The 21,942-nt window shown below is 61.4% G+C and carries 20 protein-coding genes; 11 read left to right on the top strand and 9 right to left on the bottom strand.

Going from position 1 to position 21,942, the window contains the following annotated elements; all coding sequences use genetic code 11:
- Nucleotide 1 precedes the first annotated feature (1 nt).
- The 5 genes from ANT_RS14790 to ANT_RS16685 all read right to left on the bottom strand — a co-directional run bounded on the left by ANT_RS14790 (nucleotide 2) and on the right by ANT_RS16685 (nucleotide 6,676).
- On the bottom strand, nucleotides 2-1,798 hold the full coding sequence (locus tag ANT_RS14790; RefSeq protein WP_013561337.1) for an ABC transporter ATP-binding protein: 1,797 nt from the start codon (nucleotides 1,796-1,798) through the stop codon (nucleotides 2-4).
- 175 nt (nucleotides 1,799-1,973) lie between these two features.
- Nucleotides 1,974-2,489, bottom strand: coding sequence for a nitroreductase family protein (locus ANT_RS14785; protein WP_013561336.1), 516 nt, complete (start codon nucleotides 2,487-2,489; stop codon nucleotides 1,974-1,976).
- A gap of 25 nt (nucleotides 2,490-2,514) precedes the next feature.
- Nucleotides 2,515-4,758 (bottom strand): ComEC/Rec2 family competence protein, encoded by a 2,244-nt coding sequence (locus tag ANT_RS14780; RefSeq protein ID WP_013561335.1) that lies wholly within the window; start codon nucleotides 4,756-4,758, stop codon nucleotides 2,515-2,517.
- Between the two features lie 4 nt (nucleotides 4,759-4,762).
- Entirely contained in the window at nucleotides 4,763-5,710 is a 948-nt protein-coding gene (locus ANT_RS14775; RefSeq protein WP_013561334.1) for a uroporphyrinogen decarboxylase family protein, read from the bottom strand.
- 3 nt (nucleotides 5,711-5,713) lie between these two features.
- Nucleotides 5,714-6,676, bottom strand: a complete 963-nt coding sequence (locus tag ANT_RS16685; RefSeq protein ID WP_013561333.1) for a M23 family metallopeptidase — start codon at nucleotides 6,674-6,676, stop codon at nucleotides 5,714-5,716.
- A 175-nt stretch (nucleotides 6,677-6,851) separates the two neighbouring features.
- Here ANT_RS16685 and amrS point away from each other — a divergent pair, with 175 nt between their 5' ends.
- Nucleotides 6,852-7,964 carry an AmmeMemoRadiSam system radical SAM enzyme gene (amrS, locus tag ANT_RS14765; protein ID WP_013561332.1) on the top strand — a complete coding sequence of 371 codons (1,113 nt, stop codon included), beginning with the start codon at nucleotides 6,852-6,854 and terminating at the stop codon, nucleotides 7,962-7,964.
- Nucleotides 7,965-8,054: 90 nt separating this feature from the next.
- Complete coding sequence (locus ANT_RS14760) at nucleotides 8,055-8,333, top strand: hypothetical protein (RefSeq protein WP_013561331.1); 279 nt, start codon at nucleotides 8,055-8,057, stop codon at nucleotides 8,331-8,333.
- A 1,173-nt stretch (nucleotides 8,334-9,506) separates the two neighbouring features.
- Here the strand turns inward: ANT_RS14760 and ANT_RS18100 are convergent.
- Nucleotides 9,507-10,256 (bottom strand): redoxin domain-containing protein, encoded by a 750-nt coding sequence (locus ANT_RS18100; RefSeq protein ID WP_013561330.1) that lies wholly within the window; start codon nucleotides 10,254-10,256, stop codon nucleotides 9,507-9,509.
- 122 nt (nucleotides 10,257-10,378) lie between these two features.
- Here ANT_RS18100 and ANT_RS14745 point away from each other — a divergent pair, with 122 nt between their 5' ends.
- From ANT_RS14745 to ANT_RS14725, 5 genes are all read left to right on the top strand, one after another.
- Entirely contained in the window at nucleotides 10,379-11,347 is a 969-nt protein-coding gene (locus ANT_RS14745) for a glycosyltransferase family 2 protein (protein WP_013561329.1), read from the top strand.
- Nucleotides 11,344-13,398 (top strand): tetratricopeptide repeat protein, encoded by a 2,055-nt coding sequence (locus ANT_RS14740; protein WP_013561328.1) that lies wholly within the window; start codon nucleotides 11,344-11,346, stop codon nucleotides 13,396-13,398. Before ANT_RS14745 ends, ANT_RS14740 begins: the two co-directional genes overlap by 4 nt.
- Before the next feature lie 32 nt (nucleotides 13,399-13,430).
- On the top strand, nucleotides 13,431-14,441 hold the full coding sequence (gene galE, locus ANT_RS14735; protein ID WP_013561327.1) for a UDP-glucose 4-epimerase GalE: 1,011 nt from the start codon (nucleotides 13,431-13,433) through the stop codon (nucleotides 14,439-14,441).
- Nucleotides 14,442-14,553: 112 nt separating this feature from the next.
- Entirely contained in the window at nucleotides 14,554-16,446 is a 1,893-nt protein-coding gene (locus tag ANT_RS14730) for an FHA domain-containing protein (protein ID WP_172634636.1), read from the top strand.
- Nucleotides 16,447-16,458: 12 nt separating this feature from the next.
- Nucleotides 16,459-17,601 (top strand): PP2C family protein-serine/threonine phosphatase, encoded by a 1,143-nt coding sequence (locus ANT_RS14725; RefSeq protein ID WP_041455083.1) that lies wholly within the window; start codon nucleotides 16,459-16,461, stop codon nucleotides 17,599-17,601.
- Here the strand turns inward: ANT_RS14725 and ANT_RS16680 are convergent.
- The 3 genes from ANT_RS16680 to ANT_RS14710 all read right to left on the bottom strand — a co-directional run bounded on the left by ANT_RS16680 (nucleotide 17,598) and on the right by ANT_RS14710 (nucleotide 19,264).
- On the bottom strand, nucleotides 17,598-18,263 hold the full coding sequence (locus tag ANT_RS16680) for a lytic transglycosylase domain-containing protein (protein ID WP_013561324.1): 666 nt from the start codon (nucleotides 18,261-18,263) through the stop codon (nucleotides 17,598-17,600). The genes ANT_RS14725 and ANT_RS16680 overlap by 4 nt on opposite strands.
- Before the next feature lie 144 nt (nucleotides 18,264-18,407).
- On the bottom strand, nucleotides 18,408-18,725 hold the full coding sequence (locus ANT_RS14715; RefSeq protein WP_013561323.1) for a hypothetical protein: 318 nt from the start codon (nucleotides 18,723-18,725) through the stop codon (nucleotides 18,408-18,410).
- A 44-nt stretch (nucleotides 18,726-18,769) separates the two neighbouring features.
- Nucleotides 18,770-19,264 carry a hypothetical protein gene (locus ANT_RS14710; RefSeq protein ID WP_013561322.1) on the bottom strand — a complete coding sequence of 165 codons (495 nt, stop codon included), beginning with the start codon at nucleotides 19,262-19,264 and terminating at the stop codon, nucleotides 18,770-18,772.
- A 181-nt stretch (nucleotides 19,265-19,445) separates the two neighbouring features.
- Here ANT_RS14710 and ANT_RS14705 point away from each other — a divergent pair, with 181 nt between their 5' ends.
- Genes ANT_RS14705 through ANT_RS14690 form a run of 4 tightly spaced genes read left to right on the top strand, consistent with a single transcriptional unit; the run spans nucleotide 19,446 to nucleotide 21,942 of the window.
- On the top strand, nucleotides 19,446-19,826 hold the full coding sequence (locus ANT_RS14705; protein ID WP_013561321.1) for a DUF3054 domain-containing protein: 381 nt from the start codon (nucleotides 19,446-19,448) through the stop codon (nucleotides 19,824-19,826).
- 1 nt (nucleotide 19,827) lies between these two features.
- On the top strand, nucleotides 19,828-20,439 hold the full coding sequence (locus ANT_RS14700) for an RNA polymerase sigma factor (RefSeq protein WP_013561320.1): 612 nt from the start codon (nucleotides 19,828-19,830) through the stop codon (nucleotides 20,437-20,439).
- Nucleotides 20,436-21,425, top strand: a complete 990-nt coding sequence (locus ANT_RS16675; RefSeq protein ID WP_013561319.1) for an anti-sigma factor family protein — start codon at nucleotides 20,436-20,438, stop codon at nucleotides 21,423-21,425. The genes ANT_RS14700 and ANT_RS16675 overlap by 4 nt, the downstream gene beginning before the upstream one ends.
- A 4-nt stretch (nucleotides 21,426-21,429) precedes the next feature.
- The gene (locus ANT_RS14690) at nucleotides 21,430-21,942 is read left to right on the top strand and encodes an NUDIX hydrolase (protein WP_013561318.1); all 513 of its coding nucleotides are present in this window, start codon (nucleotides 21,430-21,432) and stop codon (nucleotides 21,940-21,942) included.

The following is a 21,942-nucleotide window of genomic DNA, read 5'->3' as shown; positions in this document are numbered from 1 at the left end:
CTCAAGCCTTCCTTTCGTGGGTGGGTTTCAACTGCCGCCGGTAGATTTCGGCGTACAGCGGAGAGGACGCCAGCAGTTCCTCGTGTTTGCCGCGGGCAACGATGCGCCCTTTCTCCAGCACCAGAATCTGGTCGGCGCGCATCACCGTGCTGAGGCGGTGGGCAATGACGAAGGTGGTGCGCCCCTGCATCAGCCGGTCGAGGGCGTGCTGGATGGCAAGTTCGGTCTCTGAATCCACGCTGGACGTGGCATCGTCCAGCACCAGCAGGCGCGGGTTGGTGAGGATGGCGCGGGCAATGGCGATGCGCTGTTTCTGCCCGCCGGAGAGGGTGATACCGCGTTCGCCCACCAGGGTATCGTAGCCGCGCGGGGTCTGCAGGATGAAGTCGTGCGCCTGCGCCGCTTTAGCGGCTTCGATGATTTCTTCCTCGCTGGCATCGTCGCGCCCAAAGGCGATGTTCTCGCGGATGGTGGCGGCGAACAGGGTGGTTTCCTGCAGGACAATGCCGATTTGACTGCGCAGGGAGCGCAGGGACACCGTGCGGATGTCCACCCCGTCAATGGTGATGCGCCCTTCGGTGGGGTCGTAGAAGCGCGGGATAAGGTGGATGATGGTGGACTTGCCCGAGCCGGTGGGTCCCACCAGGGCAACAATCTCGCCGGGTTGGGCTTCCAGCGAGATGTCCTTCAGCACCTCGCGGCGTTTGCCGTAGGAAAAACTGACGTGTTCAAAGCGCACGTGTCCCTGGAAGGGCGGCATGGCGGGAGCGCCGGGGGTTTCCTGCACTTCGGGGATGGCATCCAGTATCTCAAAGACGCGCTCTGCCGCCGCGCCTGCCATGGCAATGGCGGGGATGAACATACCCACTAGGCGCATGGGGTTGAGCAACTGTCCCAGGTAGGTGGTGAAAGCCACCAGTTCGCCCAGTGTCAATGTCCCGCGGATGACCATGCTCCCGCCGTACCAGAGGATGAACACCGAAGCCAGGTTAGCCATCAACTGCAACATGGAACTGCCCGTGGCTTGCACCCGCGAGGACTGCCGGGAAAATTCGTACCATTTTTCGTTTTCTTCCTCGAAGTGCCGGATTTCGCGCTCTTCCTGGGCAAAGGCTTTGACCACCCGCGCGCCGCGCAGGTTTTGTTCCACCCGCGTGGTCAGGACAGACAACTGCTTTTGAATCTGCGCCGAAAGCGGACGGAAACGCACGCCAAAATCAATGGCGCGCCATGCCAGCAGGGGCATGACGGCAATGGCGATGAGCGCCAGCGAGGGATTCATGAACAGCAGGATGATTGCCGTGCCCAGCATCATCACTACCGCATCAATGATGCGCAGGGTGGCTCTGCCGGTCAGGAAACGGATGCGGTCCACGTCCTGAATGGCGCGGGAGAGGATATCGCCCGCCTGACTGCGGTCGTGGTAGGAAAAGGAAAGTACGGTGAGTTTCTTTTGAATCTCAGCCCGCAGGTCGGCGGCAACGTTCTGCGAAGCCGTCTCGCTCCAGCGTCCCTGCAGGAAGGTGAACACCCCGCGCACCAGCGAAAGTCCCAGCAATCCCAGCACGCTCCAGCGCAGGAGCGGCAGGTTACCGGCGCTGATGCCCTGATCGATGATGGTGCGAATCAACTGCGGGGTAACCAGATTGAGCAGGGTGATACCCAGCATGCACAGGTACGCGCCCAGCGAAAGATACCAGTACGGGCGCAGGTATCCATAACAGCGCCAGAACACCCCCGGGCTTCCGCCGGTGCGTTCGCGTTTCAACTGGGCGCGGAGCAGGTCAAGCGTAGTCATGGTCAACGCTCAGGTCTCCCGGCGCACCGGCGGGAGCCATTTGCAATCACATGTCAGGGCAGAGGGGAGCGTAATCAGAACGCGCCGCCGGGACTGCCGGGCAGGGTTGAATGCAGGCAAAGGCGCCACCGGCACGGGAAGGGTGAACCTTCACGGGTAAGTATAGCACAAATTTTTACCAGTTCTCCCAATGCACGCGGTCTTCGCGGAAGCGTGTTTGCGGCAATTTTTCCTCGTCAGGGTAGCCCACCAGAATCACGTTGAGCGGCACGGCATAGGGCGGAATGTTCAGCACCTGCCTGACGGCTTCCACCCGCTCGCGGATGGGGTACACACCCACCCATACCGTGCCCAAGCCCAATCCTGCCGCGGCAAGCAGTAGGTTTTCGGTGGCGGCGGAACAATCCTGTACCCAGTACGAGCCATCCGGTTCGGTGTGCGCCAGGTCGAGCCTGCCGCAGACCACAATTGCCGCCGGGCAGGCATACTTGCCGTAAGGCAACATTTCCTGCAATGCCGCCAGACGCTCCGGCTGGGTGAGGACGATGAAATCCCAGGGCTGTTTGTTTACCGCCGAGGGCGCTGCCATGGCGGCGCGCAAAAGGTCCAGCAGGGTTTCACGAGGGACGGGGTCGGGTTTGTACTTGCGGATACTGCGACGCTGATAAATGTGTTCCAGAATGTTGCCCATGTCCATCCTCCAGAATTGTCAAAGGTCAAGGGGAGCGTTCGATGCGCAGGGTATTGCCATCGCTGGCAAGGTGCAGAAAACCGCCTTGCGGGACGCTCAGGACGGAAAAGCCCGCCTGACGCCACATCTCCCCCGCAGAGTCCGAGTTTACCACAATCACGCCATTCATGAAGTCGGACAGGTCAGGGAGTTCCTGCGGTGAGGCGTTCCCTGCCAGTATCAATTTTAATTGCCCTTCCTGCAGGATCAGCAGGCACGTTTCTGCGTTGGGCATCCGTGCCTGCAGGCTGAATCTGCCCTGGCGGAGCATGGCGCCGTCCGTCCATTCCTGCCAGGGCGTGCCTGCGGCGGCAAGGCGTTCTTCCAGCGTGCGGGTGGTTCTGTCAGAGGGCAGTCCGCCGCACAGCGCCGCCTGCCTCACCGCAAAGCGTGCCAGCGCGCCTAAACCGCCCTGCACTTCTGCCGCGCTGGGGCTTGCCAGAATCCACCATGCCAGCGGCGGGTTGAAGGGCGGAAGCACTTTGCCCAGAAAAGCCTGGGATTCGCGCGCCTGCCCCAGTCCGTTGATGAGGAGTGTTTCGCCGCCGGGCGTTTGCACCATTGTCAGGACGCTGTCCTGTTGCACGCTGACCCACAGATGCAGTTTGCCATCCCCGCCTGCCAGCACCTGCCGCCACAGCACGGCGGCAATCCCGAACAGCCCCAGCAGAAGCCATGTCGGGCGCAGAGAAGTGTCGAGGCGCGGCAGTCCCATAGCGCGCAATGCTGTTGCACTGAACCAAAGGTAGAACAAAATGACCACCCACAGCGGCGGGGCAGGCACTGCCCATGCGCCCAGCGGCAGGCGCGCCATCCACGCTACCACTTCAAGGGTATAGGACGCCAGCGCCCAGGCGGGCAACGCCAGCAGATGTCCCAATGGCTGCCACACTGCTCCCAGCGCCAGCGATGCCTCGCCGAAGAGCAACAGCGGGGCTTGCGCCGGCAGGATGAGCGGATTTGCCAGCAGGGTACTCAGCGCCAGCCTGCCAAAGTGGCTGAGGATGACCGGCAGGGTCGCCGCCTGTGCCGCCAGGGTGAAGAGGATGTACTCGCCCAGCGCCCCTGCTACCGCTCCAGCCACACGTACAGGCAGGAAGCGCGCCGTGATGCGCCGCGCCCAGCCTTCCAGCCGGCTGGCGTAGAGCAGTAAGCCCAGCGTGGCGGAAAACGAGAGTTGAAAGCCCACATCCCAGGGCAGGAAGGGGTTGAACAGGGTCATCCCCGCGGTGGCGAAGAGCAGGGCGTTCAGCCCGCCGGTGGAACGCCGGATGGCGTGGGCGGTCAGCGCCAGTGCGCTCATCAGCGCCGCGCGGGTGACCGGGGCTTCGGCGCCCACCAGCAGGGTGTACAGCGCCATGGCAATCAACGCCGCCAGCAGTGCGCCCCACTCGGAGAACAGGCGCCGGAACAGACTGAAGAACACCCCCGCCAGCACTGCCATGTTGAACCCTGATATGGCGATGATGTGGCTGGTGCCGGTGGCGCGGAAGGCGTTTTGCAGGTCGGCGGGCAGGGCATCATCCCAGCCCAGCAGGATGCCGCTGATCAGCGCGGATTCGGGGGCGGGGTAGAGGCGCTGAAGCAGGGCATATGCCCGGCGCCGCAGGACGTCCAGCCCGCGCAACAGCGGCGAGCCGCCCCAACCGGGCAGGATGCTGAGGCGCGGATACGCCATCACCGCGTACATGCCCCTCTGCGCCAGATATTCGGAGTAGGAAAACGCCCCGCTGTCTTCGGGGGTGTGCAGTTCCCCGTTCAGGCGCAGGCGCGTGCCGTAGGGCAGGGAAGCGCCGGCGGGCAGGCTGACCAGCACCTTCCCGCGCACGGTTTGGGGGGCTTGTCCCGGCAGGGTCAGGCTTTCTACCTGCAGAGCAATGCGGTTTGAGGGGCTCTCGGGTTGAGCGGCGCGGGCAACCCAGCCGGTGATTTCTACCGCCCCCGAGCCGTTGTAAAAAGCGATGTCCTGAGGGGTAAAAGGAACTTGCGCCAGCGCATAGCGGGCAAACCCTGCCAGCAGGGCAATTCCCAGCGCCAGCGGAGCAACCCGCAGGACGGGGTGGCGGCGCAGGACGACCGCCAGCGCGCTCACCCGCCGCAAAAGCCAGCCCGTCAGCATGAGGGCGATGCCCAATCCCAGCGCCGCCCAGCTCCAGGGCAGGCTGGCATGGCTCCAGCCTGCCAGCAGGATTCCCAAGAGGAAAGCCAGGCTGAGCCACAACAGCGGCATGGGGTTACCCGCGGCGGAAGGTGTGGGCGGTCTCGATGGCGGTGCGCAGGTTCTCCCAGGGCGTTTCGGAAGGCACGGTGCAGTCCGCGCCGAGGATGAAACGCGGCGGGGCGGCGGCACAGACGGACTCGACCTCTGCGCGGATTTGCTCCGGCGTGCCGTGAGCAATCACCCCGTGGCGGTTCAGCCCGCCCAGAATGGGACGCCGGAAGAGCGCATAGGCTTCGGCGGGGGTGAGGGTGCGGGTGGTCAATTCCATGCCCAGGCTGACCACCTGACCGGGGTAATCCAGGAAGCCGTCCACCCGCTCATAGGGCAGGTGGTAGTCGCAGATGTGCAGGATGTTGAAGGGCGTCAGGCGGTTGACCTCGTCCATCAGCAGACGGTCGAAGGGGCGGATAACCTCGTCGAAGAGGGCGGGGTTGGAGAAACGTCCCGCCTCGCCGCCCTGCGTGGAAGTGTAGAAGCCGTCCAGCCCCAGCGCGGCGCAGGCGCGCACGAACTCCAGCAGGCTTTTGGTGATGATGCTCAGCCCTTTCTTTACCGCCTCGGGGTCTTCCTCGATGTGGCGGGAGAGGGCGCGGTCACTGCCCAGAGTGTGACCCGCGCACATGAACGGCGAGTACAGCGTCAGCACCACCACGGCTTCGGGCTTTGCCGCCTGCACCAGCCCTTTAACCACCGCCAGCGGCTCGGCGTAGAAATCCAGGTCGTAGAAGGGCATTTTTGCCCAGTCGGCGGGGCGTTGGATGAAGGGCAATTGCGGGAAGGTGTGTTCATACTGAATTTTGACGAAATCCATGCCGGTGGCGCGGAAAAACTCCAGATGCTTCTGCACAGCGGCTTCCCCGCGGTGAAAGGCGGGATCGAAGTGCAGGAAGAAAGCGGCGGGGATATAAGGGGGAGACTGCCCCTCTTCCAGCAGGTTGAACATGACCTCGCGTTTATTCATGGCTCACCTCACGTAAAAATCGTTGCGGGCGCGGTAGGAAAAATCGAACAGCGTCTCGAAGAGGATGGGAGCGGGCTGAGCCGTACCGCTCTCTCCGCCGGTGGTGACGCGCATGTGCAGATGCGGGAAGGTATTTGCCATGGAGTTCCCCACCTCTGCCAGCGGAGTGTTGAGTGCTACGAGTTCGCCTTCCTTGACGGAAATGGAATGCACGCGCAAATTCGCCAGCGTCACGGAAAACTGCGCGCACTTCAGCACCACGTAATTGCCCAGGGCTGAGCCGGAATCGCTGAAGGGCGGTACATCGGCAATGCCGTCCTGCACTTTCACCACCTGACCCAGGCAGGGACTGTACACGCGCTCGCCAAAGGTTTCGTAGCGGCGGAAATCGCGCGGCAGAATCCCCCGGCTCATCGCACCGCTGGCGGCAAGTTTGACCAGGTCCACGCTGTACCCTGCGGTGCGGTCATTGCCGGTTTGCCTGCCCAGCCAGTCGCGGTAGGCGTTGTTCATGCCCCAGCCGTCCAGCCCGTTGCCGCCGTTGATGAAGACGTGCAGTCCGCCCTGCAGGGGCGGAAGCGCGTACATGGAAGGTCCGGCGCTGGCGGGATAGCGGTAAGACCGCAGGGCTTGGGCATCCATAAACGCGGGCGGCACCGCCAGCACCAGCAGGATGGCGGTCAGCGCCCAGCCCCGCTTTGTCTGAGGGAAGAAGGGCTGGGAGCGGGTGGCGTGAATCATGCGCGCAATCACCGCCAGCGAGAGCAGGAAGGGCAGGGCGCGCAGATAGTAGTTCACCACTGCCCAGGGCGCGGTATGGAAAAAGTACAGATTGAGCAGCAGGATGTCGAGGGCAATCAGGTAGGCGGGAAGTTTCCCCGCCGGGGGCTTAAACAGTGCCAAAAGGCTCAACGGTAAGCCCGTCAACGCCCAGATCAGCACGGGAAGAGGGGTATCCCACGGCATAATGGATGTTCCTTTCCAAAAAACGGGTGGGACAGAGAAATCATTTCGGAAGCGGCAGGGCTTCTACTTCCTCATATTATAGACTGAATTATTCGCCGTTCGTCCGTTTTTGAGAAGAACGATTGTCCGGGGATTTCATCTTGATTCTTCTCTCGATTGTCCATACAATAAAATTATGACTGCTTTAGCCGAAATTCTCGACCGTTTGACCGTTCCGGGAGAATTGTACGAGCCTCAGCCGGAAGGGGCGGTGCGCTGTGTGGCGTGTGCGCATCGCTGTCTGATTAAGCCCGGCAGGCGCGGTATCTGTCAGGTGCGTTTCAACCACGAGGGACAACTGCGCGTGCCCTGGGGCTATGTGGCGGCGCTTCAGGTGGACCCCATTGAGAAAAAGCCTTTCTCGCATTTCCTGCCCGGCACCGATGCACTCACCTTTGGCATGCTGGGCTGTGATTTTCACTGCCCCTACTGCCAGAACTGGGTGACTTCGCAAGCCCTGCGCGACCCTCTTTCCGACTCCAGCATCCGCTACATTGAGGGAATTACCCCGGAGCAGATGGTCAACATTGCCCTCTCTCAGCGCTGTGCCTCGATTGTCTCATCCTACAACGAGCCGCTGATCACCTCTGAATGGGCGGTGAGCATCTTCAAACTGGCAAAGCAAGCCGGGCTGGCGTGTGCTTACGTCTCCAACGGCAACGCCACTCCCGAGGTGCTGGACTACCTTGCCCCTTATCTGGATGCTTACAAGGTGGATTTGAAGTGCATGCAGGATCGCAGTTACCGCCAACTGGGCGGTGTGCTTCAGCACGTGCTGGATACCATCCAGATGGCACACCAGCGCAACCTGTGGGTGGAGGTGGTGACCCTGCTGGTACCGGGCTTCAACGACAGCAACGAGGAACTCTGGGAAGCGGCGCGCTTCCTGGTTTCGGTTTCGCCGGATATTCCCTGGCACATCACCGCCTATCATCCTGACTACAAGATGGACGCCCCCCCTACCACTGCGCAGATGCTCAAAACCGCCGCTGAAATCGGGCAGGAAGCCGGGTTGCGCTATGTCTATGCCGGAAACCTGCCCGGCAGGGTGGGCAGTCTGGAAGACACCCACTGCCCGCACTGTCAGCGCGCGGTGATTCGCCGCCGCGGCTACGTCATTTTGGAGTACGCCATCACCGCTGAGGGCAAATGCCCCGACTGCGGCACGCCTATTCCCGGGCGCTGGCACGCCAATCCGCAGGATGTCCGCCTGCATGGTCCGGGTTTTCCCAAGCCGGTGCGCTTCTAGAGACTTTATCGGTGAGCCATTCCGCTTTGGGCAGGGGTGGACATGGCTTGGTGAACAGAACACAATGGCATTCTCTGAAAGGGGGCGAAGATGAAACGACCGCGCTGGATAGTGGGAGCATGGTTACTGGTCAACCTGATTGGACTTGCCGCGCTGGGATTGGGCTGGATGGCGCTCAATGACATTTTCCATGATTATGTCAGCCCTCAGGTGCTGGCAGAGGTCGGAATTGAAGCATCCCCGCCGGAGTGGACGCAGACTTCGGGTGAGTGGAGTATGGTGCTGATTACATGGGCATTCTTGCTGGCGCTGATGGCGCTGAATGTGCTGATTGCCGGATGGTTCTTCCTGCGACGCCCGTATTCCTGACGCCCTTTGCTCTCTTTGACCTGTTTTCGTCATCCTGCCTGGCGGGCTTGGCATGAGACCCAGCGCGATTGCATGTCGTTGCTTCGCCCCCGAAGGGGGCGAAGCAACCTCCCTCTATCATCCCATTCGGGGTGCTTTCGGGCTTTGCCTTTGCCATGATTCCCCAACGTGCGCCGAGCCTGTCGAGGCGCACACTCTCATTCACTTCGCGCCCTGAGCCTGCCGAAGGGCGCGGTTGCGTGCCGTTGCGATTGCGCAGCACTCCCGAAGGGGGCGAAGCAACCTTCCCCGCGGCTGGTAATGAGGCAGGATTTTTCAGGAGATTGCTTCGACCCGCTTACGCGGGTCTCGCAATGACACCCAGCCGTGTCGTTGCGATTGCGCAGCACTCCCGAAGGGAGTCCCCCGCAGAGGGCGAAAGTGCCCCGAATGGGGTAAGCAACCTCCCGCCAAGGGAGGTCGCCACGGTTCGCTTGCGCGAACCCCGCGACGACACCCCCTTCGCGCCTTGGAGGTGCAACCTGCCCTTGTCGTGACGAGCGCAGACCGTGCGCCGAGCCTGTTGAGGCGCACACTCTCATCCTTTTCGTGTCCTTGGCGGTGGTATATTCGACATGGCTCGGCAGGCTTGCCAACCGCACCCGGCGCGAGCCGCACGATTTGTAATGAATCTGAAAGGTGCTTAAGGGAAACAAATTTTCTATAATAGAAGTAGCACAAATGGGGGAGACTCAACCTGCCGGCGCCAGCATTTCAGCAGGACTTCCTCCATTTGTCAGCCGGGTTTGTGAAAAATTGCCTGAAACTTTTTTGCCCGCCCGGCGTTATATCTCATAGAGGATTGCACACGGCAACGCCGATGCCCGCGCAATCCGGTCGCCCTTCGGTTTATCGTTGGTACGGAGGAGGTCTCTATGTGGATCGTTTACTTAGCCGTTGCCTTGGTTGTGCTGATCTTTGGCGCCATCAGCCTGTTCACGCTGGAGACTGAGTAAGGAGCAATGAGCAACATCAACGCAAGACAACCCAGCCGGGCGCACTGCCGCCCGTCGAGCCTCCCCGGAGCCTGTTTCTCGTTTTGAGATACCCGTCTCCGGGAGGGGAAAACCCCAATCCCGGGGATGTTATATAAAGAAGGCTCCCGTCTGTTCATGCAGACGGGAGCCTTTGCTGTTAACACCCTCCCAACACTTCTGCCAGTTTATCGGGCTGGAAGTCCACGATGATGGTGCCGTTGATGTCAAAGGTGGGGGTGGTCAGGTTGCCGTTTGCCCAGCGGCGCACCTGCTCGGCGGCTTTTCGGTTGCGGCTGATGTCCACCTCCGCAAATTTGAAGCCTCTCTGCATCAGCCACTGACGGGCTTGCTTGCAGTCGTCGCACCATGGTGTGCAGTACATGATGATGCCCCCGCTGGGCAGAGGGGCATCCTCGCCCTTTGCACGGGGTTCGTTTGCCGCCGCCTGAGGGTCAACCTGCCGCAGGATGGCGCGCAGTTCCTCGTTGTCGGGCTGTTGGTTGATGTCGTGGATATCGATGTAGCGGATGATGCCCTGACGGTCAACCACAAACAGGGCGCGCTCGCTGGTGCCGTCCGGACGCAGGACGCCGTACAGTTCAGCCACCCGCCCATGCGGGTAAAAATCGGAAAGCAGGGGGTAAGAGATGCTCCCCAGAGAATCTGCCCATGCTTTCAGGCAGGGCACACTGTCCACGCTGATCCCCAGAACCTGGGTGTTCAATCCCGTGAAGAGGTCGAGTTCTGCCTCATACGACGGGATCTGGCTCGTTCATATTGGCGTCCATGCCAGCGGGAAGAACGCCAGCACCACGTTGCGTCCGCGCAGACTGCTGAGGGCAACCTCTTTGCCCAGATGTGAAGGCAGGGTAAAATCAGGTGCAGGATCACCAACTTTCAGGCGCATGGTTTATAACCTCCATGAAGTCATTGTACCGTTTTATGGAGGGATGTCATGTGAGAAGCGGGCGACCTGAGTTCACCTGAAAGGGTGATTTCTCCACTCCAAAGCCCCCAGGGGAGGCTGGTTTGCGAACCGTTGGGATTGTTGTCCCTGTTTTTAATGAAGAAGAAGCCCTGCCGGCATTTCACCGTTTGCTGTGCCAGACCATTGATTCGCTTCCCTATCATTTCTTCATCTACTACGTCAACGACGGCTCGCGCGATGGCACCATGAACATCCTGCAGTCCATTTGCGCGCAGGATACCCGCGTGACCGTGCTGGAACTCTCGCGCAACTTTGGGCATCAGGCGGCGCTGACGGCTGGGCTGGACGTTGCCGAAGGCGATTTTGTAATTTCGATGGACGGCGACGGTCAGCACCCGCCGGATTTAATTCCCGAGATGCTCCGGCTGGCGCAGGCGGGCTATGATATTGTGCTTACCCAGCGCCTGGAAGACGGTCGCCTGCCGCTCTTCAAGCGCCTGACCGCCGACTGGTTCTACCGCCTGATTAACCGCATCAGCGACACGCAGATTCTGCCCGGCGGAGCGGATTTCCGCCTCATGTCGCGCCGTGCGGTGGATTCCCTGCGGCGCATGCGCGAGTATCACCGCTTCCTGCGCGGCATGGTCTCGTGGATGGGCTTCCGCAGTGTCATCCTGCCCTACCATCCGCCGGAGCGCCTTGCCGGGCATTCCAAGTATACCCTGCGCAAGATGCTCAAACTGGCGCGCGATGCGGTGTTCTCGTTCTCCCTCGTTCCCCTGTATATTGGGCTTTCGCTGGGCGGGGTGATGCTGGGACTGGCAGTGCTGGAGGTGATTTACGTGCTCAGTCTGTGGCTCAGCGGCGACCGCGCCAGCCTTGCCCCCGGCTGGAGTTCGCTGATGTTCATGCTGTTGTTCACCAACGGTATCCTGATGATTCTGCTGGGCTTTGTCGGTGTGTATGTGGGCTATATCTTCCAGGAAGTCAAGCGCCGTCCCATTTATCTGGTGCGCTCGGTAGTGCAGTCCCCTCATCCTTCGGCGCGGGAGGACTGGGAAGGCGAATGAGACGCTGGCGCATCTGGATTGTTCCGCTGTTCCTGCTGGGGCTGGCTGGGCTGGCTTACGGGCTGTGGGCAACCCGCCTGGGCATTTACTGGGATGATGTGCCCATTACCTGGATTTACCACACCTACGGCGCCGAGGGCTTGACGCGCTACTTCTCCACCAACCGCCCGGTGTGGGGCTTGCTCTATCAACTCACCGTGCCGGTGCTGGGCATGCAAGCGCTGGCGTGGCACGCGCTGGCAATCCTGGGACGCTGGCTGAGCGGCGTGCTGTTGTATCTGTTCCTGCGTGCGGTGTGGCGCGATCGCGAGGACTTTGCCGTCTGGACGGCGGCGCTTTTCATCCTTTACCCCGGCTTCAGCCAGCAGTTCATCCCGGTGGTGTATTCGCACTTTTTCATCGTGCTGAATTTCTTCCTCGGTTCGTTCCTGCTCAGCGTGCTGGCGGTGCGCCAGCCCAGCCGCCGCTGGCGTTATACCCTGCCGGCGTGGGCGCTGGGACTGGCAAACCTGCTGTGCATGGAGTATTTCTTCTTCCTTGAACTCACCCGCCCGCTGTGGCTGGCGGTGGCGGTGTGGCAGGAAAGCCCCGCGCCGCGCTCGCTCTGGCAGACGGCAAAGCGCGCCTTCACCCTGTGGCTTCCTTACCTCGCTTCGCTGGCGGGGGTGATGCTGTGGCGCGCCTTCTTCTTTGGCTACGGCTTGTACAAGCCGGTGTTTTACGAGATGCTGGCGCAGAATCCGCTGGGCGCGCTGGGGTACTGGCTCACCCGCACGGTGCAGGATGCCTTCCTGACCACCTTCAAGGCGTGGGACAATGCCTTCCAACTGCCTGCCGCGCAGGAACTGGTGCCGCGCCTGCTCATGGGCTACTACGCCGTGCTGGGAGCAACCTTCCTGCTGGGGCTGGCAGTCGTCTGGCTGACGCGCGCTCCCCGCGGTGCGGCATCCCCGCAACCCCGCTTCTGGGCGGCGCCCGTTCTGCTGGGACTGGCTGGGCTGGCGGTGGCGGGCGTACCGTACTGGCTGACCAACCTGCCGGTGCAGTTGTACTTCCACGCTGACCGTTTCACTCTCTCGTTCATGCTCTCGGCGGTGCTGGTGGTGAGCGGGTTGTTCTTTGCCCTGCCCCTGCCGCGCGCCCTGCGCCTGACGGCGTTGAGCGTCTTCCTTGCCTTTGCGGTGGGCTATCAGTACCGCAGTGCGGTGGTGTACATGCGCGACTGGGTGGTGATGCAGAGGATGTTCTGGCAACTTTCCTGGCGCATGCCCGGCATTCAGCCCGGCACCACCCTGCTTTCCAACGAACTGCCCATGCGCCACTACTCGGACAACTCGCTGACCGCCCCGCTGAACTGGATCTATGCCCCCGACAACACCGCCCCCGAACTGCGCTACGCGCTCTTCTACCCCACCGTGCGGCTGGGGGCAAACCTGCCGGGCTTGGAAAAGGGCTTGCCCTTCGAGTGGGACTATCTGGCGGCTACCTTCAAGGGCAATACCGCGCAGGCGGTGGCCTTCTGGTACAAGCCGCCCGCCTGCCTGCGGGTGCTGGACCCGGAGATTGACATCGAAAACTGGACACTGCCCATCTACCTGCGCGATGCCATGGCGCTCCACGAGACCGCGCCCATTCTGCCGCAGGGCAATCCCGTCCTGCCGGAGATTCTTTTCGGTGCGGAGCCGCAACCCAACTGGTGCTATTATTTTGAGAAAGCCGACCTTGCCCGTCAACAGAAGGACTGGCAGGCGGTGGTGCGCTGGGGTGAGCAAGCCTTTGCTACCGGCGATTACCCCAACGACCCGCTGGAGCGCTTCCCCTTCATCGAAGCCTACGCCCACACCGGCGCCTATGACCGCGCCATGGAGCAAACCCGCCTGGCAGGGGAGATTTCACCGGTCTATCAGCGCCTGCTGTGCCGGCTGTGGCGGCGCATCGAGCGCGAAGCTCCGCCCACCCCGGAACGCGATGCCTCTTACCAGCAGGTGATGAGCGATTTTGCCTGCGATGAACCTTTTACCCCGCCGCCGGGCATTACCCCGGAGCGGTAATATCCATTTTCCTTTGAGGGAGGACGTTTGCCATGAAAGTACTGGTCACCGGAGGCGCGGGATACATTGGCAGTACCATCTGCTCCGCGCTGGAGGATTACGGTCATACGCCGGTTATCCTTGATTCGCTGGTTACCGGCAGGGAGGAATTTACCCGCGGGCGCATCTTCTACCGCGGGGATATTGCCGATGCGGCGCTGGTGGAGCGCGTTTTCCGCGAGCATCCCGATATTTACGCCACCATCCACTGCGCCGCGCTCATCGTTGTCCCTGAATCGGTGGAAAAGCCCTATGAGTACTACACCGAGAATGTGTGCAAGTCGCTGGCGCTGTTCCACACCCTCAACCGCCTGGGATATGGGCGGGTGGTCTTCTCCAGTTCGGCTTCGATTTATGACGTGGTGCCGGGCTTCATGGTCACCGAAGAGTCTCCGCTCAAGCCGGGCAGTCCCTATGCCCGCACCAAGTATATGATGGAGATGATTCTCAAGGACTTCTGCACCGCCTATCCGATGAAGGGTATCGCCCTGCGCTACTTCAACCCCATCGGCGCCGACCCCAAGATGCGTTCGGGCATTCACGTCAAAGAGCCTTCGCACGTGCTGGGCAAACTGGTGGATACCGCGCTGGGCAAACTGCCCTGCTTCGAAATCACCGGCACCACCTGGCCTACCCGCGATGGCACGGGCATCCGCGACTACATCCATGTGTGGGATCTGGCGCTGGCGCACATTCAGGCGGTGGAGCAGTTTGAACAGGTCTTCGAGCGCCTGGGTGGAGAGAGCCGCTATGCGGTGATTAACCTGGGGACGGGGCGCGGCGTCACCGTGCGCGAACTGGTGACCGCCTTCGAGAAGGTGTACGGGAAGGAAATCTGCAAGGTGGAGCGTCCCCCGCGTCCCGGCGACGTGGCGGGGGCATACGCCAACGCCGATACCGCCCGCCGTCTGCTGGGCTGGGAAGCGCGTCTGCCTATCGAACAGGGCATCGCCGATGCCCTGCGCTGGGGAGAAATCCGCCATACCATTTTGAAGTACGATTAAACGCCTGTGTTATAATGACTTTACAAGTCGCCCGCAATGCCCTGCGAAACGCCGTCGCTGGGGTGCAGTGTACTGGTGTGGTAGGGCAGGCTGGACAATGGGTGCGCAATCGTTGAAGTCATCACTTCGTCTTCCCCTTTTGATGTTTGTCTTTCTGTCCCTGCTGGTCGCGCCAATTTCGGCGCAGGCGCAGGGACAGATGCCATTGCTTGCCTACGGCTTGCGCACCGATGCCTTCCCGTCCATGTCCTTCTTCCTGGAAGCCTATGACGCGCAGGGCAACTTTGTCTCCGGCATTCAACCGTCCGAAATCGCTTTGACCGAAAATGATGTGCCGGTAGCCGTCTCGTTTCTGGAAGAAATCGAGCCGGGCATCGAGTTTACCCTGGCGTTCAACCCCACCCGCGACCTTGCCCGCCGCTTTGGCGAAACCACGCAGTTCGAGCAGATTCGCCAGAACCTGCTGGACTGGGCAGGGCAACAGCAAGCCCGGGGGGGCAGTACCTTCAGCCTGTCCACCGAAGGCGGATTGCAGGTCATTCGCAGCCGCGACCCCGGCGAATTTGGCAGGGCGCTGAGTGCTTATCAGCCGGCGCTGGAACGCCTGAATGTGCCCACGCTCTTCCCATTGGTGCAGGCGGTCAACCTGGCTGCCGACCAGATCAATGACCCCACCGTCAAGCGCGCGGTGCTGTTCGTTACTCCGCCGCTGAGCGGGGAGCAACTGACCGGTTTGGAAGACCTGACCGCGCGCGCCGTGCAGTTGCGGGTGCGCGTGTTCGTCTGGGTAGTCATGCCCTCGCTGGAAGGCACCGCACCCGATACCGCCGCCCTTCAGCGTTTGGCGGATGCCAGCAGCGGCAAACTGGTGCTGATTGCCGGTCAGGAAACTTTCCCCCCGCTGGATGAATGGCTGAAACCCCTGCGCAAGGTCTATCAGGTGCGCTACCTTTCGTCTGTGCGCACCGGCGGAACGCATCGCCTGAGCGTGGCGCTGACCCGCTCCGGCATGGAGACTCTCCCCCCTGCCCAACTGACTTACTCCATTGAGATTGCTCCGCCCAACCCCATCTTTCTGTCTCCGCCCGTTCAGGTTGAACGCCGCTGGACGCAGGAAACCGACCAGCAACCCGCCGAACTGACCCCGCAGATGATTACCCTGCAGGCATTGGTGGAATTTCCCGACGGACATGCGCGCGGGTTGCGGGTGGCGCGCCTGTACGTGGACGGCACGCTGGTGGATGAGAACACCGCCCCGCCCTTCGATCAGTTTGAGTGGGAACTGGCAGCCTTCAATTCCTCGCGTACGGCGTACCTGCAATTGGAAGTCGAGGATGAACTGGGGCTGAGCGCTAAAAGCATTCTCCTGCCGGTAGAGGTGCTGGTCGAAGAACCCCCTCAGCGCACCCTGTGGGAGCGCATTTCCTACCGTGGTGTGATTGCCGTGGGGGCTGTCCTGCTGGCGGCGCTGGTGCTGACCATGGTACTGCTGGGCGAAAGCCGCGCCCGCCGACAGCGCGCTCCCCGCGTGCGCCGCTCGCTGACAGACCCGCTCACCCAGCCGGTGACGATTGCTCAGGAAGACCTGCGCCGGGTGCAGGAACGCCCCAATCCACTGATGCGGGCAGGAGTCGAAGCCCCGCCGGTGCCTGCCTATCTGGTGCGGCTGGGCGAGGACGGCGAAGCCCTGCCGGGTACGGTGGTGCCGCTGGCGCGCAGTGAACTGACCCTGGGGAGCGACCCCCGCGAGGCGATGGTGATTGTGGATGATCCCAGTGTGGCGGGATTGCACGCCCGCCTGGTGCAGGAAGAGGAAGGCAAGTACCGCCTCTTTGATGCCGGTTCCCTGGCGGGAACGTGGGTGAACTATCGCCCTGTGCCTGCCGGGGGCGTGCTCTTGGAGCACGAAGATTGCATCCATCTGGGGCGGTTGATGTATCGGTTTGAAGCCAGTCAACCGGAGAAGAAACGCACATGGCATACAGAATTGATTCAGGGGGACTGATTTATGAGGCGAATGGAACGCCCGGTCGTGCCGGTGGCGGCAATCAGCCACACCGGCATGAGACGCCGCGGCAATGAAGACCGTTATGGGGTGTTTGCTTACCGGCAATACCCGCCGTTTTCTCTGCCGGTGGTCTTGCTGGTGCTGTGCGACGGTGTCGGCGGTCACCGCGCCGGAGAGGTGGCGGCAGAAATTGCCGTGGAGCAGATTGACGCTGCCGTTGCCGCCAGCGATGGCTTGAACCCGCCGCAAATTCTGTACCAGGCAATTCAGCAAGCCAGTGAAGCCATCCGCAAACAGGCGGAAGAAAACCCCGACCAGATTGGTATGGGGGCAACCTGCGCCTGTGCCTGGATTGCCGGACGGCGTCTCTACACCGCCACCGTGGGCGATACGCGCATCTACCTGATTCGTCAGGGCAAAGCCCACCGATTGAGCATTGATCACACGTGGGTGCAGGAAGCCATGGAGCAGGGGATCTTAAAGCCAGAAGAGGTGGAAGGGCATCCCAACCAGCACGTCATCCGCCGCTATCTGGGCTCGCCCATTCCCCCCGAGGTGGATTTGCGCTTGTGCTGGGATGAGTTGCCCCCGCAGAACGACGAGCAGCGCCTTGCCAATCAGGGTTTGATGTTGCAGGAAGGCGATCTCATCGTGCTGACTTCTGATGGACTGACCGATCTGGTCAGCGATGGCGAGATTGCCGCCACCTTTGAAGCCCTGCCGGTCAAGGAAGCCCTTTCCCGCCTGGTGGAGATGGCAAACATCCGCGGCGGGTTTGATAACATCACCATTGTGGCGGCGCGCATCCCCCAAGCGCAGTACCGCGAGGAAGCCACCCGCCCGCTGAAAAGCGTTCCCGGTGCTCGGCGGCGTTCTGTATGGCGGTGGGTGGGATGGCTGGGCATTCTGCTTTTGCTGGTGGGGATGTCGGTGATTGCCGGTTGGTGGTTGAGCGGTGGAACACGCATTCAACCTGCTACGCCGACGGTGTCTGCCGCAGTTTCGCCCACGCTGGTGCAGGTCAGCCCTAACCCATTGCCCAGCGCCACGCCTGCTCCGCCCACTCCGACAGCGGAGACACGCCCATCGCCCACAGAGCAGAGTGGCAACGCGCCGACTCTTACCCCCTGGCCTACCCAACCCCTGCCTTAATCGCGGAAGCGTTCGTAAATCGCCAGCACCTTATCGGCGTAGGAATAGCCCACGTTCATGGGACCGTATGCCATCAGCCCGTCGCGCACCGAACCGCGCTTGCTGATCAGCCCGGCAAGCATGCGCGTGCCGTAGCGGATGTTGAATTCCGGGTCGTACAGTTCTGCCATGCTGGGGCGCGAGGCAAAACATGGACCGTTGACACAGCGAAAACTGGCGGCAATGCCATCTCGCGGCATGACCTGCATCAAGCCCACTGCGCCGCTCCGTGAGTAAGCATCGGGCTTGCCGCCGCTTTCCTGCACAATCAGCGCCGCCACCAGGTCGGGGTCCAGCCCGTTCTCGTTGGCGTAGCGCGTGATGAGGTCGCACCAGCGGTACACTGCCTCGGGAAAGCGTGGGCTGACCTCGCAGTTGCCATCGCCGGAGGACTTTGCCTCTTCCTGTGCGGTGGGGGCGCTTTCGGCGGGAGCGGACTCTGCCGATGGGGCAGATTCGGTGCTTTCGCCGGGCGGAGCCAGCGTTTCGACAGGGGCGGAGAAGGACGGTTCCTCGGTAGAGGCAGCCACCACCTGAATCTGCCCGATGGCGTTGGCGGCAAAGATGAGGAACGACGCTCCCAGCACAATCCCGGTGAAAATCCAGCGAAAGGGTAAGGTCATGCCTTTATTATATAGTACATTTGTTCTATTTTCAAGGATGATTCGGATGCTTTTCCTGCGAACGTCCGTATTTCTTGTTGACGCAGGAACATTCCCGTGCGGTTACGGCTCGCTTGTCCCTGAATGTGCCAGAGGAAAAACTGTTTATCCCCGCCAGGTGCCCATGCCATGCCACCAGAGTTCAACCAGGCGCCCACTCAACAAATTGACAGCGCCAACCGCTTCGCACATGGACACCATGAGCGGAAATCCACCCCATTCATTGAGAATTTCCCCCAGTTTTCTGGCTCTTTTTTCTCTCAGACCGATTTCGTATAACGACATGTCTGAGGAAAGGGCGAGCAATTCCTGGAAGATTTCATCCAGGGCTTCCGGCTTTTGTGCGCCGCAGTACACGCACTGGTAATCCACCCATTGATGCTCTCCATTTGGACAGATGGGAGCGTTTTGCTCTGAATCCATGATGCTTGTCCTTTCTGCAGTGTGAGTTTTATGGGATTGTGGGTTTACCTTTCGGAGTCGTCTTCGTCTTCGGAACGAAACTCAGACCCCGGCATACTGCGCTCTACCTGATTCCAGTGGTCAATCTCTTTGCCCCGGTTATCCTTAATCCGCACGTTAACCACTTTCCCTTTGTCGATGGTGACCAAGATTTCCCGCTCATATACCGTCCCAAACCCCATGTGGACGTAGTGCAGGATTTTCCCCACGGGGATTTTGAGAACGCCGGAAAACCAGTCGGCGGGGATGGGATCATCGCCGAGGATTTTGTATTTTCCTGTCAGCCTGACCAGATAAAACTGCCCATTCTTCACTTCCCAGGTGCCTACGTATTCACGCCAGCAGGCGGTGGAGAAAATCATCGGATGGATGTTTTCCCTCTGGATTTCCTCTCCGGACAACTCGACGATTCGGGGATGGTCTTTGGGCAGGAAGGGGCAGAAGTTCATGGTGGTTCTGTAGCCCTCATAAATCAGATTTTCAGGAATTTGTGCGGTCATCTTGCCTCCCTTCTTTCTTTCTGCTCGGGGAGGGGCAGATTCCACTCAGAGTATGAAACGGGTATACCGGAATAGGTGAACTGGTGTTAACGCTCCGTCCCCCTATCAGGATTATAGTCCAATTCTTTTTGACAGGGGTTGCGCTTTATCCTATTCTTCATCTCTCTGGTACAATATTCCTATGCGCGTGCGGTGGATGGATTTCCTTCCCCTCTTCTTCGGTGATGCCGTTGCTGTGTTCGTCATCAGCGTTGTTGGGTTTGCCTTTCACGGTAGCGCACTTGCCCGTGTATGGAGCACATTCCTGCCCATGCTGATTGGCTGGGCGCTGATTGCCCCCTGGCTGGGTTTGTACCAGCCGCAGGTTTTCAGCCGCATGCCGCAGGTCTGGCGCGCCGGGCTGGCGGCACTGCTTGCCGCCCCCATTGCCGGCGTCCTGCGCGGATGGTGGCTGAACAGCGCGGTTCTTCCCGTCTTTGTCGGTGTGCTGGGCGCTACCGCCGCCCTGGGAATGATTCTCTGGCGGGCGTTGTGGGCGTGGCATACCGGAAAGCGAGGCTGACATGGATGAACTGGCGCTGATTCAGGAAGCCCGTAACGGCGACCTCAACGCCTTCAACCGCCTGGTGCTGGCATATCAGGATATGGCGTACCACCTTGCCATGCGCATGCTCTCCGATCCCGATCAGGCAGAGGACGTGACCCAAACCGCCTTCCTTTCGGCATACCGCCATCTCTCATCCTTCCGCGGCGGCTCGTTCAAAGCCTGGGTGATGCGCATGGTCACCAATGCCTGCTACGACGAACTGCGCCGCCGCCAGCGCCACCCCAGCACACCGCTGGAACCGCTGGACGACGATGACGAAACCATCGAAAGCCCCTCGTGGCTGGCGGATGACGGGCTTTCCCCCGAAGAGCAGTTGGAGCAGAAGGAACTCGACCGCGCCATCCAGCGCTGTTTACAGCAGTTGGATGAGGAATTTCGCGCCGTGGTGGTGTTCATTGACCTGCAGGGCATGGATTATCAGGAAGTGGCGGAGATTCTGGGCAAACCGCTGGGGACGGTCAAGAGCCGTCTGGCGCGCGCCCGCCTCAAACTGCGCGACTGCCTGCACCGATTTTGGGAACTTTTACCCCCGCTTTTGCGTCTAACCTCTCAGAGAGACGAACGATGAACAGCGACCTTTCCTTCCGCGAGTATGAACGCTTTTCTGCCTACCTGGACGGACAACTGTCCCCCCAGGAAGTCTCTCGTTTGGAAGAGGATTTGCGCCGCAACCCGCAGTGGCAGTTGGCGCTGGATGAACTGCGGGAGACGCGCGCTCTCTTGCGCAGAGCCCCGCGCTACCGCGCCCCGCGCAACTTCACCCTCACGCCGGAGATGGTGGGCAAGACCGCCCGTCCGGGCTTGTTCTCGTTCCTCTCCGCGCGTTTTGCCGCCAGTATGGCGGGGCTGGCGCTGATGTCTGCGCTGATTCTGCAGTTCCTGCCTGCCCTGCGCTTTGCCGCGCCTATGGCGGCGGCGCCCGCTCCGCAGGCGCAACAAGCCCCGGCGATGGAATTTGCCCCCCAAGCCACCCAGGCGGCTCCCGAAAATCAACTGCGCGCCGCCATGGAACCAACCGCAATTGTCCCCATCATCCTCTGGCATGCGCCGGGTGGGATGGGCGGTGGCGGCGGCGCCCCTGAAGGTCAGGGCGGCGAAGCCATGAAAGCCGCAGGCGCGCCTTCCGGCGAGGGCATTGTCACTTACAATCAGGACACCACGGCAAAGGGCATGGGCGGCGGCGCTGGCGATGGCACTGAGGGATATGTTCCACCGGGCGAGGGCATTGTGCAGTACGGCGGTCAGCCCGCGCCGGGCACGATTCCGCCGGTGGTGCCGACCGAAGAGTCTGTTCGTGCGCTTCAGTCCGAAGCCACCCCGGCGCCCGCTCAGCCGCTTGAGGGTAGTGGTCCCATTCTGGGCGTGCCTGCCCCCGAAGAAGCCGGTCAGGTGATTGCCCTTGTACCTGCGCCGCAGGAAAGCGCGCGCGAGTTTGCCGCGCCCGTGCAGGCAGTTCCATCCTTCTGGACGTCCCAGCGCATTGCCCAGGTCATCCTGCTGGCGCTGGCGGTGCTGTTCGGCGGGTTGGCTCTGCGACTGCGCCGAAAGGGATAAGTGTATGGCAGGAAAAGCCCGGTTTTGTCTGCAATGTGGAGCGCGCCTGGAAACGCGCTTTTTGTTTGGCAGGGATCATCCGGTCTGCCCGCAGTGCGGCTGGATTTACTTTGAAGACCCCAAGGTGGCGGTTGCCGTGCTGGTGGAGCGCGGCGAAGAAGTCCTGCTCGTCCAGCGCCTCAACCCGCCCCTGCAGGGCTTATGGTCACTGCCCGCCGGGTTCATGGACGCCCACGAAGACCCCGCCCGCGCCGCCGAGCGCGAATGTCTGGAAGAGACCGGGCTGGTGGTGCGGGTGACGCAACTGCTGGGCATTGTGCCGGGACGCGAACACCCCAGCGGCGCGGATATCGTCATTGCCTACCGCGCCGAAGTGGTCGAAGGCGACCTGCAGGCAGGCGACGATGCCGGCAAAGCGGCTTTCTTCCCGCGCAGTGCCCTGCCCCCGCTGGCGTTCCGCGCCACGCAGTTGATTTTAGAGGGCAAAATTCCCCAAACGCATCAACACATGGAATAA

This window comes from Anaerolinea thermophila UNI-1, assembly GCF_000199675.1.
In the GTDB taxonomy this organism is placed as follows: Bacteria; Chloroflexota; Anaerolineae; order Anaerolineales; family Anaerolineaceae; genus Anaerolinea; species Anaerolinea thermophila.
The sequence above is the reverse complement of the archived record's forward strand: the minus strand, read 5'-3'. Positions and strand labels throughout refer to the sequence as shown.

Excerpts from the sequence above, each read along its gene's own strand:
- ANT_RS14790 (WP_013561337.1), bottom strand. The coding sequence starts at position 1,798 with ATGACTACGCTTGACCTGCTCCGCGCCCAGTTGAAACGCGAACGCACC.
- ANT_RS14785 (WP_013561336.1), bottom strand. The coding sequence starts at position 2,489 with ATGGGCAACATTCTGGAACACATTTATCAGCGTCGCAGTATCCGCAAG.
- ANT_RS14780 (WP_013561335.1), bottom strand. The coding sequence starts at position 4,758 with ATGCCGCTGTTGTGGCTCAGCCTGGCTTTCCTCTTGGGAATCCTGCTG.
- ANT_RS14775 (WP_013561334.1), bottom strand. The coding sequence starts at position 5,710 with ATGAATAAACGCGAGGTCATGTTCAACCTGCTGGAAGAGGGGCAGTCT.
- ANT_RS16685 (WP_013561333.1), bottom strand. The coding sequence starts at position 6,676 with ATGCCGTGGGATACCCCTCTTCCCGTGCTGATCTGGGCGTTGACGGGC.
- amrS (WP_013561332.1), top strand. The coding sequence starts at position 6,852 with ATGACTGCTTTAGCCGAAATTCTCGACCGTTTGACCGTTCCGGGAGAA.
- ANT_RS14760 (WP_013561331.1), top strand. The coding sequence starts at position 8,055 with ATGAAACGACCGCGCTGGATAGTGGGAGCATGGTTACTGGTCAACCTG.
- ANT_RS14740 (WP_013561328.1), top strand. The coding sequence starts at position 11,344 with ATGAGACGCTGGCGCATCTGGATTGTTCCGCTGTTCCTGCTGGGGCTG.
- galE (WP_013561327.1), top strand. The coding sequence starts at position 13,431 with ATGAAAGTACTGGTCACCGGAGGCGCGGGATACATTGGCAGTACCATC.
- ANT_RS14725 (WP_041455083.1), top strand. The coding sequence starts at position 16,459 with ATGGAACGCCCGGTCGTGCCGGTGGCGGCAATCAGCCACACCGGCATG.
- ANT_RS16680 (WP_013561324.1), bottom strand. The coding sequence starts at position 18,263 with ATGACCTTACCCTTTCGCTGGATTTTCACCGGGATTGTGCTGGGAGCG.
- ANT_RS14715 (WP_013561323.1), bottom strand. The coding sequence starts at position 18,725 with ATGGATTCAGAGCAAAACGCTCCCATCTGTCCAAATGGAGAGCATCAA.
- ANT_RS14710 (WP_013561322.1), bottom strand. The coding sequence starts at position 19,264 with ATGACCGCACAAATTCCTGAAAATCTGATTTATGAGGGCTACAGAACC.
- ANT_RS14705 (WP_013561321.1), top strand. The coding sequence starts at position 19,446 with ATGCGCGTGCGGTGGATGGATTTCCTTCCCCTCTTCTTCGGTGATGCC.
- ANT_RS14700 (WP_013561320.1), top strand. The coding sequence starts at position 19,828 with ATGGATGAACTGGCGCTGATTCAGGAAGCCCGTAACGGCGACCTCAAC.
- ANT_RS16675 (WP_013561319.1), top strand. The coding sequence starts at position 20,436 with ATGAACAGCGACCTTTCCTTCCGCGAGTATGAACGCTTTTCTGCCTAC.
- ANT_RS14690 (WP_013561318.1), top strand. The coding sequence starts at position 21,430 with ATGGCAGGAAAAGCCCGGTTTTGTCTGCAATGTGGAGCGCGCCTGGAA.